At 39.2% G+C, this 16,172-nt stretch carries 12 protein-coding genes; 4 read left to right on the top strand and 8 right to left on the bottom strand.

What is annotated here, in order from left to right; genetic code table 11:
- Window positions 1–2: 2 nt before the first annotated feature.
- Genes AC23ME_RS17230 through AC23ME_RS17205 form a run of 6 tightly spaced genes read right to left on the bottom strand, consistent with a single transcriptional unit; the run spans window position 3 to window position 9,954 of the window.
- Entirely contained in the window at window positions 3–1,829 is a 1,827-nt protein-coding gene (locus tag AC23ME_RS17230) for a sodium:solute symporter family protein (protein ID WP_487729005.1), read from the bottom strand.
- The gene (locus AC23ME_RS17225) at window positions 1,826–2,947 is read right to left on the bottom strand and encodes a glycoside hydrolase family 26 protein (protein ID WP_487729004.1); all 1,122 of its coding nucleotides are present in this window, start codon (window positions 2,945–2,947) and stop codon (window positions 1,826–1,828) included. The genes AC23ME_RS17230 and AC23ME_RS17225 overlap by 4 nt, the downstream gene beginning before the upstream one ends.
- Window positions 2,948–2,959: 12 nt before the next feature.
- Window positions 2,960–4,048: an alkaline phosphatase family protein gene (locus tag AC23ME_RS17220; protein WP_487729003.1), complete on the bottom strand. Its 1,089-nt coding sequence runs from the start codon at window positions 4,046–4,048 to the stop codon at window positions 2,960–2,962.
- 7 nt (window positions 4,049–4,055) lie between these two features.
- Window positions 4,056–5,072 (bottom strand): IPT/TIG domain-containing protein, encoded by a 1,017-nt coding sequence (locus AC23ME_RS17215; protein ID WP_487729002.1) that lies wholly within the window; start codon window positions 5,070–5,072, stop codon window positions 4,056–4,058.
- 31 nt (window positions 5,073–5,103) lie between these two features.
- Entirely contained in the window at window positions 5,104–6,738 is a 1,635-nt protein-coding gene (locus AC23ME_RS17210) for a RagB/SusD family nutrient uptake outer membrane protein (RefSeq protein ID WP_487729001.1), read from the bottom strand.
- A 42-nt stretch (window positions 6,739–6,780) separates the two neighbouring features.
- Window positions 6,781–9,954, bottom strand: coding sequence for a SusC/RagA family TonB-linked outer membrane protein (locus AC23ME_RS17205; protein WP_487729000.1), 3,174 nt, complete (start codon window positions 9,952–9,954; stop codon window positions 6,781–6,783).
- A 226-nt stretch (window positions 9,955–10,180) separates the two neighbouring features.
- On the opposite strand from AC23ME_RS17205, the gene AC23ME_RS17200 reads away from it, so the two are divergent.
- The 4 genes from AC23ME_RS17200 (at window position 10,181) to AC23ME_RS17185 (ending at window position 13,508) form a co-directional block, all read left to right on the top strand.
- Window positions 10,181–11,056, top strand: a complete 876-nt coding sequence (locus AC23ME_RS17200; RefSeq protein WP_487728999.1) for an AraC family transcriptional regulator — start codon at window positions 10,181–10,183, stop codon at window positions 11,054–11,056.
- A gap of 27 nt (window positions 11,057–11,083) precedes the next feature.
- The gene (locus tag AC23ME_RS17195) at window positions 11,084–12,154 is read left to right on the top strand and encodes an SGNH/GDSL hydrolase family protein (RefSeq protein ID WP_487728998.1); all 1,071 of its coding nucleotides are present in this window, start codon (window positions 11,084–11,086) and stop codon (window positions 12,152–12,154) included.
- A 129-nt stretch (window positions 12,155–12,283) separates the two neighbouring features.
- Complete coding sequence (locus tag AC23ME_RS17190) at window positions 12,284–12,883, top strand: hypothetical protein (protein WP_487728997.1); 600 nt, start codon at window positions 12,284–12,286, stop codon at window positions 12,881–12,883.
- A complete protein-coding gene (locus AC23ME_RS17185) occupies window positions 12,855–13,508 on the top strand; it encodes an HD domain-containing protein (protein WP_487728996.1) in 654 nt (217 codons plus the stop codon). The genes AC23ME_RS17190 and AC23ME_RS17185 overlap by 29 nt, the downstream gene beginning before the upstream one ends.
- A gap of 142 nt (window positions 13,509–13,650) precedes the next feature.
- Here the strand turns inward: AC23ME_RS17185 and mph are convergent, their stop codons facing one another.
- Window positions 13,651–14,535 (bottom strand): Mph(E)/Mph(G) family macrolide 2'-phosphotransferase, encoded by an 885-nt coding sequence (mph, locus tag AC23ME_RS17180; protein WP_487728995.1) that lies wholly within the window; start codon window positions 14,533–14,535, stop codon window positions 13,651–13,653.
- A 29-nt stretch (window positions 14,536–14,564) separates the two neighbouring features.
- On the bottom strand, window positions 14,565–15,800 hold the full coding sequence (locus AC23ME_RS17175) for an MFS transporter (protein WP_487728994.1): 1,236 nt from the start codon (window positions 15,798–15,800) through the stop codon (window positions 14,565–14,567).
- Between the last annotated feature and the right edge of the window lie 372 nt (window positions 15,801–16,172).

The following is a 16,172-nucleotide window of genomic DNA, read 5'->3' as shown; positions in this document are numbered from 1 at the left end:
TCTTAATCTTCTAATCTATTCCACCAGGTTCTTTTTAAAATGGTAACGATAACCACCAAAATGGCTACGGTTACTAGCAGCGGCGTGTACATGCCCGTGATTAAATACATTGGAAATATGGTTAAACACAGCTGGGCAACAATGCCGATGGCTACGTTAAACATATCGAGTTTGAAATTTTTGTTTTCTTTGAAAGATGGGTCTTCTGCCGCAACTAAATTGTGTATCGGTTTCCAAAAGCCCCAAGGTTTTACGTTGCTATAAAATGATTTTAGCACTACCATGTCTGTTGGTGGAGCGGTGTAAGTTCCAATCAAACATCCCGCTAGTGACAATAAAAAGAGTGCTGGCCACCAAAATAATGGCAATCCGGTAGTAACGTAGGGCATCAATAATGCTGCGCCAACCCCAACTGCCATTCCCCAGAAAAAACCGTGGGCATTAAAGCGCCACCAGTACCATTTTAGACAGTTGGCTGCTACATAACCTCCGTACAAACCACCTACAATCCATTGTAAAATGTTGTTCACGTCTTTGGTTAAAAAACCAAATCCAATACCCGCTGCAACTACAACTACACCTACAATGTAGTTCATAGAGATGATTTTCTTGGTCGGCGCTTCTGGATTGATGTATTTTAAATAAATATCGTTAACGATGTAGGCCTGTGCTGCATTCAACGTGCCACTGAAAGTTCCCATAAAAGCACCAAGTAAACCAGTAAGTACCAAACCTAGCACACCAACAGGCAAAAAGTTATTGATGGTTGCAGGTAATATCCTTTCGAAATCGGTAATACCATCTGGACCTTTTAAGTACAATTGGTTGTAATAAAGTAGCGCCAAAACAGTTAATCCTGTTACCATCGAATAGCGGATTGGCAATAGTACAATACTCACAAAGCCTGTCATTTTACTTGCTTCTTTAGGGCTGCGGGTACTTAAAATTTTCTGCATATCGTAGTTTGGCGCAGGGCCAGCCAATGAAGCGAAAACGCCTTTCAACAACATCATCATAAAGAAGATGCCAAATAAACTAAAGCCATCTTCTTCTATTTTTTTATTGGCATCGGCGGCAATGGCACTCCAATCTAAGTCTAAATTCCAGCCAAAAAGTGGGTTATCCCATCCCTTTGGTACATTAAGCGTTTGGTTTTGCAAGTGCATTACGGCAATTACGCCAATGGCGATACAAGCCAAAGTCATGATGGAGTACTTGATGGCATCGCCTAAAACGATACTGTGCATACCGCCAATAATGGAGTAGAACATGGCGAAAAGCGTAAACACGATACCGTAAAAATGCGGCACATATTTGCTCGGTACATCAAACGGGATGTAAGCTTGCACATATTCCCAAGGGATAAAAACTTCGATGAATTTACCTAAGCCGATGAAGCCGTATGCCAAGAAACCCAAACAGCTAATTAATGCAAAGGCGATGATGATAGCATGCGAACCTGTAACACCTTTACCCACCAATCCAAATCTGGTTTTTAGCCACTCTGCGCCAGTTGTTGCGTTCGACCTTCTTAACCATTTAGATAAGAACATCATCATGAACACCTGATTGAAAACCGGCCATAACCAAGGTATCCAAATGCTTTTGAACCCATAAACAAAACACACGGAAACCATCCACATGGTACCGCTAATGTCGAACATATCGCTGGCATCGCTTAAGCCAAGCATATACCAAGGCAGTTTTTTGCCGCCCATTAAGTAACTTTCCTTGTCTTGTTTGGCTTTATTCTTCATGTAAAAACCAATCATTACCATGGTAATTAGGTAAACGACGAGGATGGCAATATCTATTAGTTGTAAGTTCATCTAGTTTGGTATATTTTTTTGGTTCCTAATGTCTTTTCAAATAGCACTTGTTTGTTCTGGTAGAATTTCTTGAAATCGTTTGCCGATACTTGGCCTTTGTAGGGCGCATAGTAGTGCATCTTTTTCGTGGATGGCATATAGCCCGCATTACGCCACACCAATACATAAGAGAGTGGATAGTCTTTAATGGCTGGCCATAATGTCTCCGTCCACCAATTTGGGTCTGGAATATTCTCGAAACCTGTTTCGGCAAAGGCTGCTAATTTTTTCTTCTCCTTAGCTAGCTTAGTAACTATTTCTGATTGTTTTTTAATTGCATCTATAAAATCTTGTTTTTTACTGATGTCGAATTGATAAGTATCGAAACTGAGCACATCTACATAGTTATCGCCAGGATAGCTCCTCAAAAAATCAGCTTCTGTTTTAAAATCGTTGGTATTGTAAACCATAATGAGCTGGTTCAGTTTCTTCGTTTCCCTTAAATAGTCTGTAGTGAACTGCCAGATTGCCTTCATTTCTTCGGGTGTATTACCGTGACTGCCCCACCAAAACCAGTTGCCAGTAAGTTCGTGAAATGGTCTGAATAAGATTGGAATTGCTTCTCCCTTACTTCCTTTTAGGCTATGTAAAAATGTTGCAGCTCTGTCTAACCAAGTTTTATAAAGCTGATGTTTCTCGCCATTTGGCAGAATAGATTTTACGGTGTTACGAGTGGTGTCCCAAGATGAACCACCAGTAAGTGGATTGTCGAAATGCCAGCTGATGGTAATGACTGCACCTTTTTGATAGGCAGTTTTGATGAACTCACGCATCTTGTTAAAGGGCACACCATCAATGTTCTTTTCAGCTTGATGTTCAATTTTGCTAATATCCCATCCGTATATCGCGGGGTAGTCGTTAACAACCTCTTTAATGTCGCTTTTGCCAGCTTTATACTTCCAGCCTACGCCGTAAGCTAAATCATCTTGATGACCAAAAAGTATATGGTTTTTAATTAACTGATGTAGGTTTTGATAAAGCGTTTTAGTAATGGGCGTAGCTTTATCATTGCTCAGTTTCTGTGCGAAAGTAGTACTGGGACAAGCAAATAATAAAAATAGCAAAAGGGTATTCTTCATGTAGTATCGGCTTTAAAGTTTTGGTAAAACGCTAGTAATGGGTTTGCCTATGGGATGTCCGTTTTCAAATTTTATCCCTAAAAATGCGGCAATAGTTTGTGCAATTTGGTTTTGGTATAGTTGTCCTTTTTGTTTGATTTCTCCCAAAGGTTGTGTGTCTGGCCCCATTACTGCCAAGAAAATCTCGTTAGAATGTGGTACGCTGTAATAATGATGCTGCCAATTGTCTCCGTAACCTCTGCCATGGTCTTCGGTAATGATAAATGTAGTTTGGCCTTTATAGAATGGGTCGTTTTGCATGAAATTCCACAAATCGGCAATCATCTTATCATTGTAATTGGCAGCATCTAGGTAATAGTCATATTTTCCACTGTGTGCCAAAGCATCAGTTTCTATAAAGCTAATTTGTAATACTCTTGGGTGATGTAATTTGATGTGTTCTTTGGCCAAAGCGTAAGTAACAGCGTCGTGTCTTTGTCCTTGCCCGTAATCTTTGGGTAGCCACCATTGCAAATCGTTTAGCATTTTTTGCACATCGCTTAGGTTTTCGCCTTTCACGTTGTTGTAGCCTGAATTGATAGGAAAACCAGCTCTTTCTTGGTTAAGGATTTTGTTGAAAGTATCCCACGATGTGTAGGTAGCAACCTTGTCTTTGTAGGCGGGTATCTTATTCAGGAACTCCAAAACGTTCACATTGTGATTAGCTGGATGTGTATTAGAATTCACTAAAGTATCGGGATAGCCCGTGAAAATCTCATTGTAACCTGGGTAAGAGAACCAGTATTTGTTGCTCACATCTACCTTGTTTCCATAATTTCTGTTGCCGTAAATCTGCCCATTTTTAGCAATGGTATTCCAGAAGAAGGGCATCAGCTTTGCCCTTCTTTCTGCTGCGGTTTTGCCCCAATATTTTCTTACACGCCACGTAGAGTCTTGCGAAGTAAATTTCTTTCCATGCAAGTTGCTAGAGTCTGCACCATCAAAAAGTTCTTTCCAGCGGTAGCCATCAAAAGTGATGACCACCACATTTTTGGTTTTTTGAGCAGCACTGAATTTTACAAACAGCAAGCAACAAGCAAATAGAACAAAACTTAAGCGCATGTAATCCTTAATAAAAACCTACATCATCAATAAATATCTGCGATGCGAAACCGCTAAACTCTTGAAAAGTGATATACTCAATTGAAGTAGGATTGCCAATGTTGATGAACGGTACTTGATAATCTGTCCATTTGCCTTCATTTAACACAAGGTCGTAGGCAGTTGCTGCTGGAGTAAGTGCAATTCTTACTTTTTTGCCTTGCGTTCCAGGGCCGCCAAACATTGATATTTTAACCATGCTGTAGCCTGCTGTTGCAAACTTGGCTACTAATCTAAATCTTACCGCAGAAAATGCTTTATGGGTTACATTGATAGCTGTAGTACCTCTACGTGTATTGGTAGCGCTTGCTAAATCAAGCGAAGTTGTCGAGTAAGAAGTGTTTGTCCAAGCGTTTTTAAGACCGTCATCGTAAATCACATGTTTTAAACCGAACGTTTTAGTGGCAGTTACGTTGCCTACAGGGGTTGAAATTACCACTACACCAAAAGTGCCGCCAGTTGGAACTTTAATTTTTACCTGTGTTTGGGTACTCGACACAATCGTTGCAGCCACACCGTTAATAGTTACGCCTGTAATTCCTTTAAAGTAGTTCCCATCAATGGTTACCTCTTGGTCTACATTGCCAGCACCTGGACTAAAATCTACAATTTGTGGACCTGGCTGTTTAATTTGGAAGTTCAGGGTAGCTGTCCCGTGTTTTGTGGTTACTTTAATTGGGTTGTTAATTGGGTCTGTTAGGTTAGCAGGAATTTTAACAGTGATGGTGTTATCGTCTGCATACGTTAACGAGTCTGCCGCTAAAGTACCATTGAAATCTACTTGAGAAGTAGTGCTCAAATTGGTTCCTTTAATGATAATCCACTCGCCATACCCAATAGATTGCAAGTTTGTAGCTCTATCGTTAAGTGTGGTTACTGCACTTAAAGTTGGCGCTGTGGTATCTTCGGTCTTGTCTTTTTTACAAGCTCCGATGGTTAAAGTAGCTAACAGAAATAAGCCAGCTCTAACGTAATTCTTCATCATTCTCATACATATAAAAATTTAATGTTTGATATTACCAGCCAAAGTTGTTTTTACCCTTAATGGCTGTATTTGAGTTTAATTCGTTTAATGGAATAGGTAGCAATAAATTTTTCTGCTGACGGACTTTCGAAATGTTGTTCTGTCCTGTACTAATCTTGTTCATCACTTGTAAATAAACACCCCAACGCATTAAATCGAAACGTCTGATGCCTTCCAAGTTGAACTCTCTAGCTCTTTCTGCTAAGACATAACTGCGGAATTGCTCTGGTGTCATTCCAGCTGGAGCATAGGCTTCAGGTACTGGCATAGCAGGTGTGCCAACGGTTGGAAAAGAACGAAATCTCACCGTATTTAAAGCGGTATAAGCATCTGCATTAGCGCCGTTAATTTCATTTTCGGCTTCGGCAATCATTAAATAAACCTCAGAGTAACGCAACAGCGGATAAAAAGCATCGCTATTAGCTACGTTAGGGTCTGATACACCTGCATATTTGATAGTGTAAGCACGTTCTGCAGTGGTACTGCCCGTATTATTGTAAGTAATTCCGCCAACTACCCTATATTGTGCCGACTGCCACGAAGGATAAAAAATGTAAGTGCCTTGCAAAGTTTGATAGTTATGGGTAATACCATCTAGCACACGTTTATCTTGTACATCATAATCGTTGTAGTGGTTGTTGGTAGTCCATACAGCGCCCACACCAAAGGTAGAACGAGCAGAGAAATAAACACCCAAATTATTCATGAAAGCAGAGCCAGCCAACGATTGCAATTGCCACATGTGCTCTTTGTTATTTCTTCCTGCAATGCTCCATAAATCTTTCCAGCTTGCAGTAAGCGCATATGGGTTATTAGCGGCATTTATTACTTCTTTGGCCTTATCTCTAGCCAAGGTATAATAAGCTTTCGCATCTAATCCTTCCAATCCTTTTACTACTTCTTTTGCGTAGGTGTAGAAGCCATTATCTGTTCCACCACGAACAATTACATTTCCTGTAGAAGCACCCGATGCCATAGTTAGATAGGCTTTAGCTAGAATTGCTTTTGCTACCCCTTGTGTTACTCGGCCAACTTCACCAGCCTTTGCATGGCCAGCAGGGAAGAGGTTAGTTTCTGCTAGTTTAAGGTCGGCAATAACTACGTCGTAAGTTTCTTTTACTGTAGCTCTCGGTACGTTGGTTTCAGGATTGCTGGCAGACAGTGCTTTTAGCTTAATTGGAACACCGCCGTACAGTTGCACCAATTGGAAATAAGCCCAGCCACGTAAAAAATAAGCTTCGCCAAGAATACGCTGCTTAATTTCAGCATCAATGTCTGTGATATTAGGTACATTCTCCAATACTGTATTTGCTCTGGCAATCATAGCATAGCAGCCCACCCATGGGCCATCTACACCCCAATAAGATTGAGGGTTGCCGGCACCTGTTGTACCTAAATACCAATCTGCTCCAGATACATGGTCATCATCTAGCATGGTGATGTTCCAAAATGGTTGTAAATACATTTCCCAAGAATATAGCTCGTTATATACACCATTGATGGCAGCTCTTGCATCGTTCTGGTTTTTATAAGAGTTTTCTGGCGAATAAAATGAGAATGGAGTTTCCTCTAGGGCCTTTTTGCATGAGCTGGTGCTTAGCAGTGCCAGCCCTAGTACTGATGCCATAAAATATGTCGAAATCGCTTTCATGTGATTATTTTATTAAGGTTAAAAATTGCAACGTAAAGAGAAATTGTAGGTTCTGTTATTTGGATATCCTCCCAAATCAACCCCGAAAAGTGCAGGGTTATCTCCGTAGCTGTTCATCTCTGGGTCGAAACCAGAATACTTAGTGAAAGTAAATAGGTTATTTACACCTACAGCCACTCTCATTCTAGAAATTACAGTCGATTTTACAGGAATTTCATAACCTAAGGTCACATTCTTAATCCTTACGAAACTGCCATCTTCGATAAATCTTCTGCTAAACAAAAGGTTTCTAAAGAACTGACGCATAATTTTTGGACCAGTCGCGTTGCTGTTGTCTTTTCCTTGTGCCCAAGCACCATCAGCCATTTCTTGTGTGATGTTTTTGTTGGTTCCCAAGTTGGCGTTAAATCTGGTATTCATGTTAATGATGTCGTTACCTTGTACACCATTTACAAATACACTTAAATCAAATTTTTTGTATTTGAAGTTGTTGGTAAAACCGAAAGTGTAATCTGGGTTTACATCGCCAATAAAGGTTCTGTCGCCCTGCGACATGGTTGTTGGGTCGCCGTCTAAGTTTTTATATTTGATTTCTCCAATGGTACGTAAAATAATAGCATTCCCTTGATTGGTGTATTGTGGGTCGTTTCTTACTTCGGCCTCGTTGTCATAGTAGCCATCTTCGATGTAGCCATAAAGCGCACCGATTGGTTTGCCTACAGTTTGGATAAATGGTGCGTCGCCAGTAGAAATGTTGCGGGCATATTGCTCAGTTACATCAGCACTTAAGCTTAAAATTTTATTTCTGTTGAATGAGATGTTGAAATTTGAGCTCCATTCAAAATCTTTGGTTTTAACCACTTTTCCGTTTAAACTAACTTCTAAACCTTTGTTTTCGATAGAGCCAGAATTTACCAGCTTCGTTTTAAATCCAGTTGATGATGGAATAGTTAAGTTCTGTAAAAGGTCATCGGTTATTTTCTTATAAGCTTCGATGGTTAAGTTTAGCCTGTTCTTGAATAAACCTACATCCAAACCTAAATTATAAGAGCTGGTAGTTTCCCATTTTAACTTATCGTTAGCTGGACCGGCAAAAATATCGTTAGCTAAACCCGTTTGTATAGCGCCTCCGAACACGTAGTTGTAGACACTCAGTTTTGCAAGAGAAGCATAAGAGCCAATACCTTGGTTACCTGTTTTGCCATAACTGAAACGTAGTTTTAAATCGCTAACTACTTTTGCGTTTTTCATGAAATCTTCGTTCGAGATTTTCCAAGCAGCTGCTGCTGAAGGGAAACCTGCCCATTTGTTGTCTTTACCGAATTTACTAGAACCATCTTGACGAAAAGATAAAGTCAGTAGGTATCTATCATCATAGCTGTAGTTTGCACGTCCTAAAAACGACATCAATGTAGATTGATAGCGATTGGTAACTACTGGCATAATTACTTCGCCAGCTGCTAGGTTTTCGTTTTGCAAATTATCGTTAGGGAAGGTTTTTGCCTCTGCTCTTTTGCTTTGTCCGTTGGTGCGTTCAAAAGTTCCTGCACCCATCACGTTCAAACTGTGTTTCTCAATTTTTTTATCGTAAGTAAGGATACTTTCAGAAGTAATGTTGTTCCAAATGTTGTCAGATTTTAATCCCCAACCTCTCATTGCAAAGCCTTCAAATACTGTTGTTGGATAGTATTGGTCTCTGGCGCTGCTAGAATAGTTGAAGCCTATGTTCTGTCTAAATTTGAAATCCTTCAAGAATTTAGCTTCCAAATAGTTTGATGAAAAGATGTTTAAACCTCTTACTTTGTTCAATACATCGTTTACGTAGATGTATGGGTTGGTAATAAAGGCATCGCCCACGCCATCATAAGCGATAGGATCTGTAATGGTAGAAGGGAAAGTTAGTGCAGAGCGGATAACACCTGCACTAGCCGCATCAGATTTATCTGTGCCTGTTTTTACACCATTGGTTAAGGTACTAGCTAATGACGTACTTGTACCAATCTTGAAAGTCGGACTAAGGTTCCTGCCTAAGTTTAAGCCTAGTCCAAATCTGTTGTAATCCGAATTTTGGATAGTTCCTTCTTGGTCTAAATAATTAAACGTAATGCTGTGCGAACCAGCATCGTTTCCACCATTTACGTTTACAGAGTAATTTTGGTAAACACCATTGCGAAAAATCCTGTCTTGCCAATTATTGTTGTTGCCAATATAGTCTTGCGGCCCTTTGTCATAGTAAGTTTGTCCAGGGTTTAACGGGTCTGGAACATTTTCGCCTCTGTATGGTAGTGTATAATTTGTGCCTGTATAGATGTTAGAATTTGTATAAGCTAAATTTTGATATTCAGCATACTCAGCAGCATTTAACACATCTATTTTTTTAGAAACCTGCGAAGAACCAACAGTGAAATTTGCTTCAATTCTGTCTTTGCCGCTTTTTCCTTTTCTAGTAGTAATTAATACTACGCCGTTGGCACCACGAGAACCGTAAATTGCGGTTGCCGAAGCGTCTTTTAAAATGTCGATACTTTCAATATCATCCGGGTTGATGAAAGACATGGCGTTAAGCGTCTGCTTTTCGTCATCGCCAATAGACATTGGGGTAGAACCCGAGCTAGAGTTGTTAAAAGGTACACCGTCAATTACATAAAGTGGTTCTGTTCCGCCTAGAAAAGAATTAGAACCTCTAATTCTGATGCTCAATCCAGCGCCAGGAGCGCCGTCGTTTTTCGTAACGTTTACACCTGCAATTTTGCCTTGCATGGCTTGTAAAATGTTGGTCGGCGCATCTCTAATGAATTCTTCTCGTTCCAATCTGCTAACAGAGCCCGTGAGGTCGCTCTTCTTTACAGTGCCATAACCTACAACAACTACGTTAGATAGTGTGGTGCTGCTTTCTTTAAGTCTAATGTTGAAATTGGTATTGCTGCCAATGGCAACTTGTTGTTCTTCCATTCCCAAAAACGAGAATACAATAGTTTGTGCGTTGGCTGGGGCGGTAAGCATGAAATTTCCGTTCACATCTGTAACAGTCGAAACTTTAGTGTTTTTGATGCTTACTGAAGCACCAGGAAGAGGTGTGCCGCCTTCGCCGACTAATCTTCCAGTTAACTTCTTTTCTTGTGCAAAACACAGTGTAGTTGCGAACAGACATACAAGTACTGCCAATAAATTAGTGGTTAGTTTATTAAGCATAAATGGTTTATTTGGTTGATATCAAAAGTAGTTGCGAAAACTAACTTTAAGATAATACTATTTTATCTATTTGTAATGTTTTTAATTCATTGAACTTATTTTTTAGGCAAAATAGTAGGTTTTAATTGTTGTAAGTGTCTTTTTTATTGATTGATAGTATTTGTATGTCTTATATTTGTTGTTGATATTATTTTATCTTAATAATTGATATTATATTCACTTTTCTATGCATTCAAGTATCATAAAGGAAATTACTCCACTAACAAATAGCGATTGCTTTACTATTTTCGAAAGGAGAAAGCAAGATTTTGACTTCCCTTTACACTACCATGAAGAGATGGAGCTTAACTTTATTTCTAATGCTAGTGGTGCACGTAGGGTAGTAGGCGACCACATTGAAGAGATAGGTGATATTGAGCTGGTGCTGATTGGCTCTAACTTACCCCATGTTTGGGAAACGCATAAGCTGAATGGCAAAGAAATTCATGAGGTGACTATTCAGTTCCATAAAGATTTGTTTGATGAGAAGTTCTTACGTCGTAACCAACTGCGTATCATCAGAGAGATGTTCGAAAAGGCAAAATGCGGTATTCTGTTTTCCGAAGAAACAGCAAAGCTTATTGGTCCTCGTTTAATAAAGCTTAACAAGCAACATGGGTTCGATTCGGTTCTGGAGTTGATGTCTATTCTACACGACTTATCTAGTTCACGAAGTATGCGTACACTTTCAGATTCCACTTTTAGTCAGGCGGAGTTTTCTTACAGCAGTAGAAGGGTGGAGAAAGTAATGGAATACATCAACCTTAATTTTGACAAGCAAGTTTCATTGGCAGAAGTTGCACGCATTGCAAATATGACCGAAGTTTCTTTCAGTAGGTTTTTTAAGAACAGAACTGGGGTAAGTTTTATAGATAGCTTGATAGAAATACGCTTGGGACATGCATCTAGGAAGTTAATCGATACCACCGAAGCTGTTTCAGAAGTGGCTTACAATTGCGGCTTTAATAATATCTCTAATTTCAATCGCATCTTTAAGAAGAAAAAAGGCTGTACGCCAAAGGAATTTCGTGATAACCTTTCGGGTCATCGCATTTTTGTTTAACCAAATTAATTACCAACCAAATATTGTATGAACAAGTGCTTATATCTACTCGGATTAATACTTTTATTTATTTCAGCTGATGCTAAAGAAGCTAAATTTTATGAAGCCAACCATCCTTTTGTGCAATATACAGGTAGGTTTGATTTTAGTAACTCGCTAAAGCCTAAAGTTTGGGCTTCGGGAGCGTATGTTCAAATTAAATTCAGCGGCAGTTCTTTTTCCGTAAAAATTAACGATGAAATGTTGTGGGGCAAAGTGCTTAATTACTTAGAGGTAAAAGTAGACAATCAGCCTGCTTACAGAATTAGGCTTACAGGCAAGGAAAATGAAATTGTGCTGGCTAAAGATTTGCCCAAAGGAGCACACTCTATACTAATTTGTAAAAACTCTGAAGCCGAGAATGGCTATATCGAATTTGTAGGTTTTACTTGTGAAAAACTGTTAAAACCTGATGCAAAGCCAGTAAGAAAGTTAGAGTTTATTGGCGATTCAATTACTTGCGGTGCAGGTAGCGATGAAAGTGAAATAAAGTGCGAAACTCCAGGCGCTTCGTGGCACGACCAACATAATGCGTATTTCGCCTATGGCCCAACAACAGCTAGAAGTTTAAATGCACAGTGGCATCTTTCTTCTGTTTCTGGCATTGGCCTGATGCATAGCTGCTGCGATAAAAAAATAGTGATGCCACAAGTTTTTGATAAAGTGAGTTTGGCAAGAGACACCATAGCATGGGATTTTAAACGCTACCAACCCGATGTTGTGACCATTTGTTTGGGGCAAAATGATGGCGTACAGGATTCTGTTAAATTTACTACAGCCTACATCAGTTTTGTGAAAAAGCTGCGTTACTACTATCCAAAATCAAAGTTAGTGTTGTTAAGCAGTCCAATGGCGAATGAGAAATTGAAGACAGCTTTGGTGAAATACATCAATGCGGTAACCAGTTCGCTTCGGAAGGAGGGAGAGAAAAATATTGGGAGTTATTTCTTTACCAAACAATCGCGAAGAGGCTGTGGTAGCCATCCATCGTTGGCAGAGCACAAGCAAATTGCAGAAGAATTGACTGTTTATCTTAAAGAGGAGATGAAATGGAAATAAAAAAGAGTGATTTTTGCTGAAATGAAGCTTAGGGGGATAGGCGTTTAAAGCAGGTTCAGAATAGTAAATAAATAAGAGGTAGTTCTACAAATTCACGTATCTTGTTTACCATAAAACAATATTGTGTCAATGAAACTGAATTTCCTTACGCTTATAACGGCGATCATAATTTTCACGTCTTGCAACGAAAAACCAACCGCTCAAACAGATACAGCAGATGTGCCTAACGCACTTACAGATAAAAATACGGGGATTGAATATAGTTTGAAGAAAGGCCGGTACGATTTATTGGAAACGTTATATGATGAGTTATTGCAGAAAGATACCAATCTTAAAAAATTGGAAGATCAGATTGTGGTGGTTAAAAGTAGCAAGTTCGATTCATTGAGCAAATTCCAAGGTTTTAATGGGAAAAATGAAGCTTACTTCAATTCTGCAAAGTTCCAAGCTAATCAAATTACAGATTCGGTACTGAAAAAGAGAGTTCAGCAGCTGATTGCTGACAAACAAGCTGCTTACAAGAAAAAAATGATAGGACATCTAGCTTTGGTTGATACCATTAATGTTAATGATAAGAAAATTGCCGACTTGCATCGTTTGTTAAAGATCACCAAGACTTTACCTATGATTGATCAATACCAAAATAAACTGCCAAGTACGAAATCGATGGAGAGTTATATCGTAGAGCAAAACAACGTAATTGAAAAGCAAAATAGAACTATCAAATAACAATTCTATGTTGCGAGATACCTTTGTTGCGTTGGCAAATGGCTATTCAGATGATTTGGTTCTGATAGACCAACTTTGGCAAGAAATTGAGCAATGTTATTCGAGTAGCAAAAGGCATTATCATAACCTGCAACATCTTTCTCATTTACTTGCACAAATTACTGAGGTAAAAGTACAAATTCTGCAATGGGACGTGGTATTGTTCTCACTGTACTATCATGACATTGTCTACAAAGCAACAAAGTCAGAAAATGAAGCTAAAAGTGCAGTTCTTGCAGTAAAAAGGATGTCGGAATTAGGTGTGCCCAACGAATTGATCGAAAATTGTGAAGCTCAGATATTGGCTACAAAATCGCATGAACTTAGTGGTAATAGTGATACTAATTTATTTACCGATGCCGATCTAGCTATACTTGGTTCCAGTTGGGAAGATTATGTCGCGTATTATGAGTCTGTAAGAAAGGAGTATGCGGTTTATCCAGATTTCATGTATCGACCAGGAAGAAAAAAGGTGTTGGAACATTTTTTGAAAATGCCTAAAATCTATAAAACGGACTATTTCTATCGAAAATTTGAGGCTGAAGCTCGAGAAAATATAGCGAGAGAAATAGCTTTACTTTCTTAATACAGGTTTCACTTAATCTTAAATTTTGAATAGGAAATAATAAGGCGGGTGAGAACACCCGCCTATAATCGTGAAATTCAAGTCTTAGTTCCAACTAAAATTACCTTAAAAACACGTAGAGTATGTGCTCTATCGCTTAAACTTAACTAATGCCTAGTTGAACCTTTGCGCCAATGATATGGTTTTCATCTTGCGTTTCAATAGCAAAAAAACCGTAAGCCAAAGGAGCGGCGGCGGCACGTTCTATTGTTTGCTCAAATAGTTTGTCCCAAACTTGCCCGCCTTTTATTTGATATTCCAGGATGAGTTTTTTCAAACTTTCCTCACCGAAAATGGATACATGACCAGAAAAATCTTGAGAAGTATCGCTTACTTGTGCCGTTGACCAATCGATTAAGCCAGTAACATGACCTTCTCCGTTGGTGATAACGTGGCCAGCATATAAATCACCGTGAATAAAGCGGGTAAAGTTAGGCCAAAGCAAATCATTGTCGAGCCATTTTTGGTAGCGGTTTTCGAGCTCTTTGCTAATTCCCAATTCTGATTTTACCAATTGCAGTCTGTCGGCAATTTCACTTCTCAGATCTGTTAGCTTCATTACCTTCAAATTGTTTTGCGCCGCTTGGCTTTCTGGTATGCTATGTAGTTGAACCAAAACTTTGGCAAGAGAAGAAACATAGTTAGGATTATCTTTGTCCATGTTCCAGGTCACTTCGTATGTTTTTGCATCGAATGTAAGTGTAGGTTTGCCATTTAACAAAGGATAAGCGACTAGTTTTTCAGTAGCGATCTTCCAATTTGGAACTTCTACGGAAAGATGCTTGCTAACGAGATCTAAAATACGTTTCTCCGTCGCAATTTGTTCTCCTAAATTCTCACGACGTGGAATACGTAAAAGCCATTGGTTTCCATCTAAGTCGGTAGCAAAGCCAACTTTAAAATCTATACCCATTTCATTGAATTGCATTTCTTCTCTAAGCAGCAAGCCATGATCTTTGGCGAGCTGTTGAATATCTTTAATTTTCATTTTAATCTTTTTAATGCGTAAACATTTAACTAATTGTTTTTAATCTGCGTTTTTGTTTTTCCAAGTTGTTTTAAGGAGGGGGTGCAGAAAGAGATAATGCCGATAGCGATTACTAAGCCTCCACAGATTAAGAAGGCATTATTAACGCCTATCTTCTCTGCAATTAATCCAGTAAAGAGCAGTCCGACTACGCTTGGTAAAACTGCTACGCTAAAGTAGAGAGAGAATACGCGACCTAGCATATTGGGACTTACCTCTATTTGCAATACAGTGGTAAAGCAGGCAGAAAAAATAGACAATGCAAGTCCACCAAAAGTGGTTGCCAAAACAAAACCTACAAACCATTCTGATGGGAATGCACCACATAACACGAAGGTTAGCCCTAATATCAAATGCATCGAATTGATCAGTAAGATCTTAGATACTTTAACTTTAAATATTCCCAAAACACTGCCACCAACTAGCATTCCAATTCCCCAAACTATTTCTATTAAACTCATTTCCCATTTTCCGCCTTGGTGATGCCCTATGGTAAGCAAGGGGAACATAATTGCGGCTGGCATAATGAAAAAAGTGATCAGCATAGCGTAAAGGAACAAGAAACTTAAGCCTCTGTTTTTTAGAACTGCATTACACCCATCTTTAAGTTCTTGTAAAACAACGCTAATGGATGATTTTGTTGTTGCCTTGAGATGAGGAATGCTGACGAATAGTAAGGATGAAATTGCTACCACAGCTCCAATGATATCTAGATACAGTACATTTGAAATAGAAAGGTAGGTAATAGCCAATGTGCCAACTGCAGGTCCGCCGATGCTACTTACCGATTGCAAAACCTGATTAATGCCTGAAACCCTAAGCAATTGATCTTCTGGGACGATGAGTGGCGCCACAGCTTGTAGGGCAGGGGCATGAAACGCATTGCCTACCGAGCGCAAAGCTAGCATTACATAGATCCATACCAGGTTAACGGTTTCATTTCGAAGAATAAATATCATCGCTAAAGCGCATATGGCTATAAACGCATCAGAAAAAATCATTACTTTTTTTCTGTTCCAGCGATCTATAAATACACCAGCAAAAGGGCCAATTATGGTTTGAGGTAGCATTCCGGCAATTCCGGCGTAAGCCAAAACCTGTGCAGATTCGTATTTTAAGCTAAGCCAAATTATAATTGCGAACTGTACAGCGTAGCTGGTAAGCATTGATACGAACTGTCCGGCCCATATATACAAATAGGTCTTTAACCATTTGTGATTTCCCATAAAATTTGATTGAAAAAATTATACAACAAACAAGAAGAGCAATTGGAAAACTGTCTTCGAAAAGGATGTGGAAACTATGAAGTTTCCCTTATAAAGTGAACCAAGGCTTTGCCATGTTGTACTTATTTTGATTAGTGTATGGAATAAAAGTAGCAAATTATGTTTCGTTTAAAGAATTTTGTTTTCATTTTCTAGCTGTCATACGCTCTTTTTTTTTGCGCTATACCTGTCGGTTGGTTGCATTGGTTTAGGTTAAATAGCCCTTGATTGAACGGAATAGCCAATTGGCCTATGCGTGGGAACTATGGAGAGAAAGCAGGACTATCGGAACTTAAAAGCTTGTGCTACTGCGCTTCAAATGCTAAGCAATGA

The organism is Pedobacter sp. T50_32 (genome assembly GCF_057652195.1).
The sequence above is the reverse complement of the archived record's forward strand: the minus strand, read 5'-3'. Positions and strand labels throughout refer to the sequence as shown.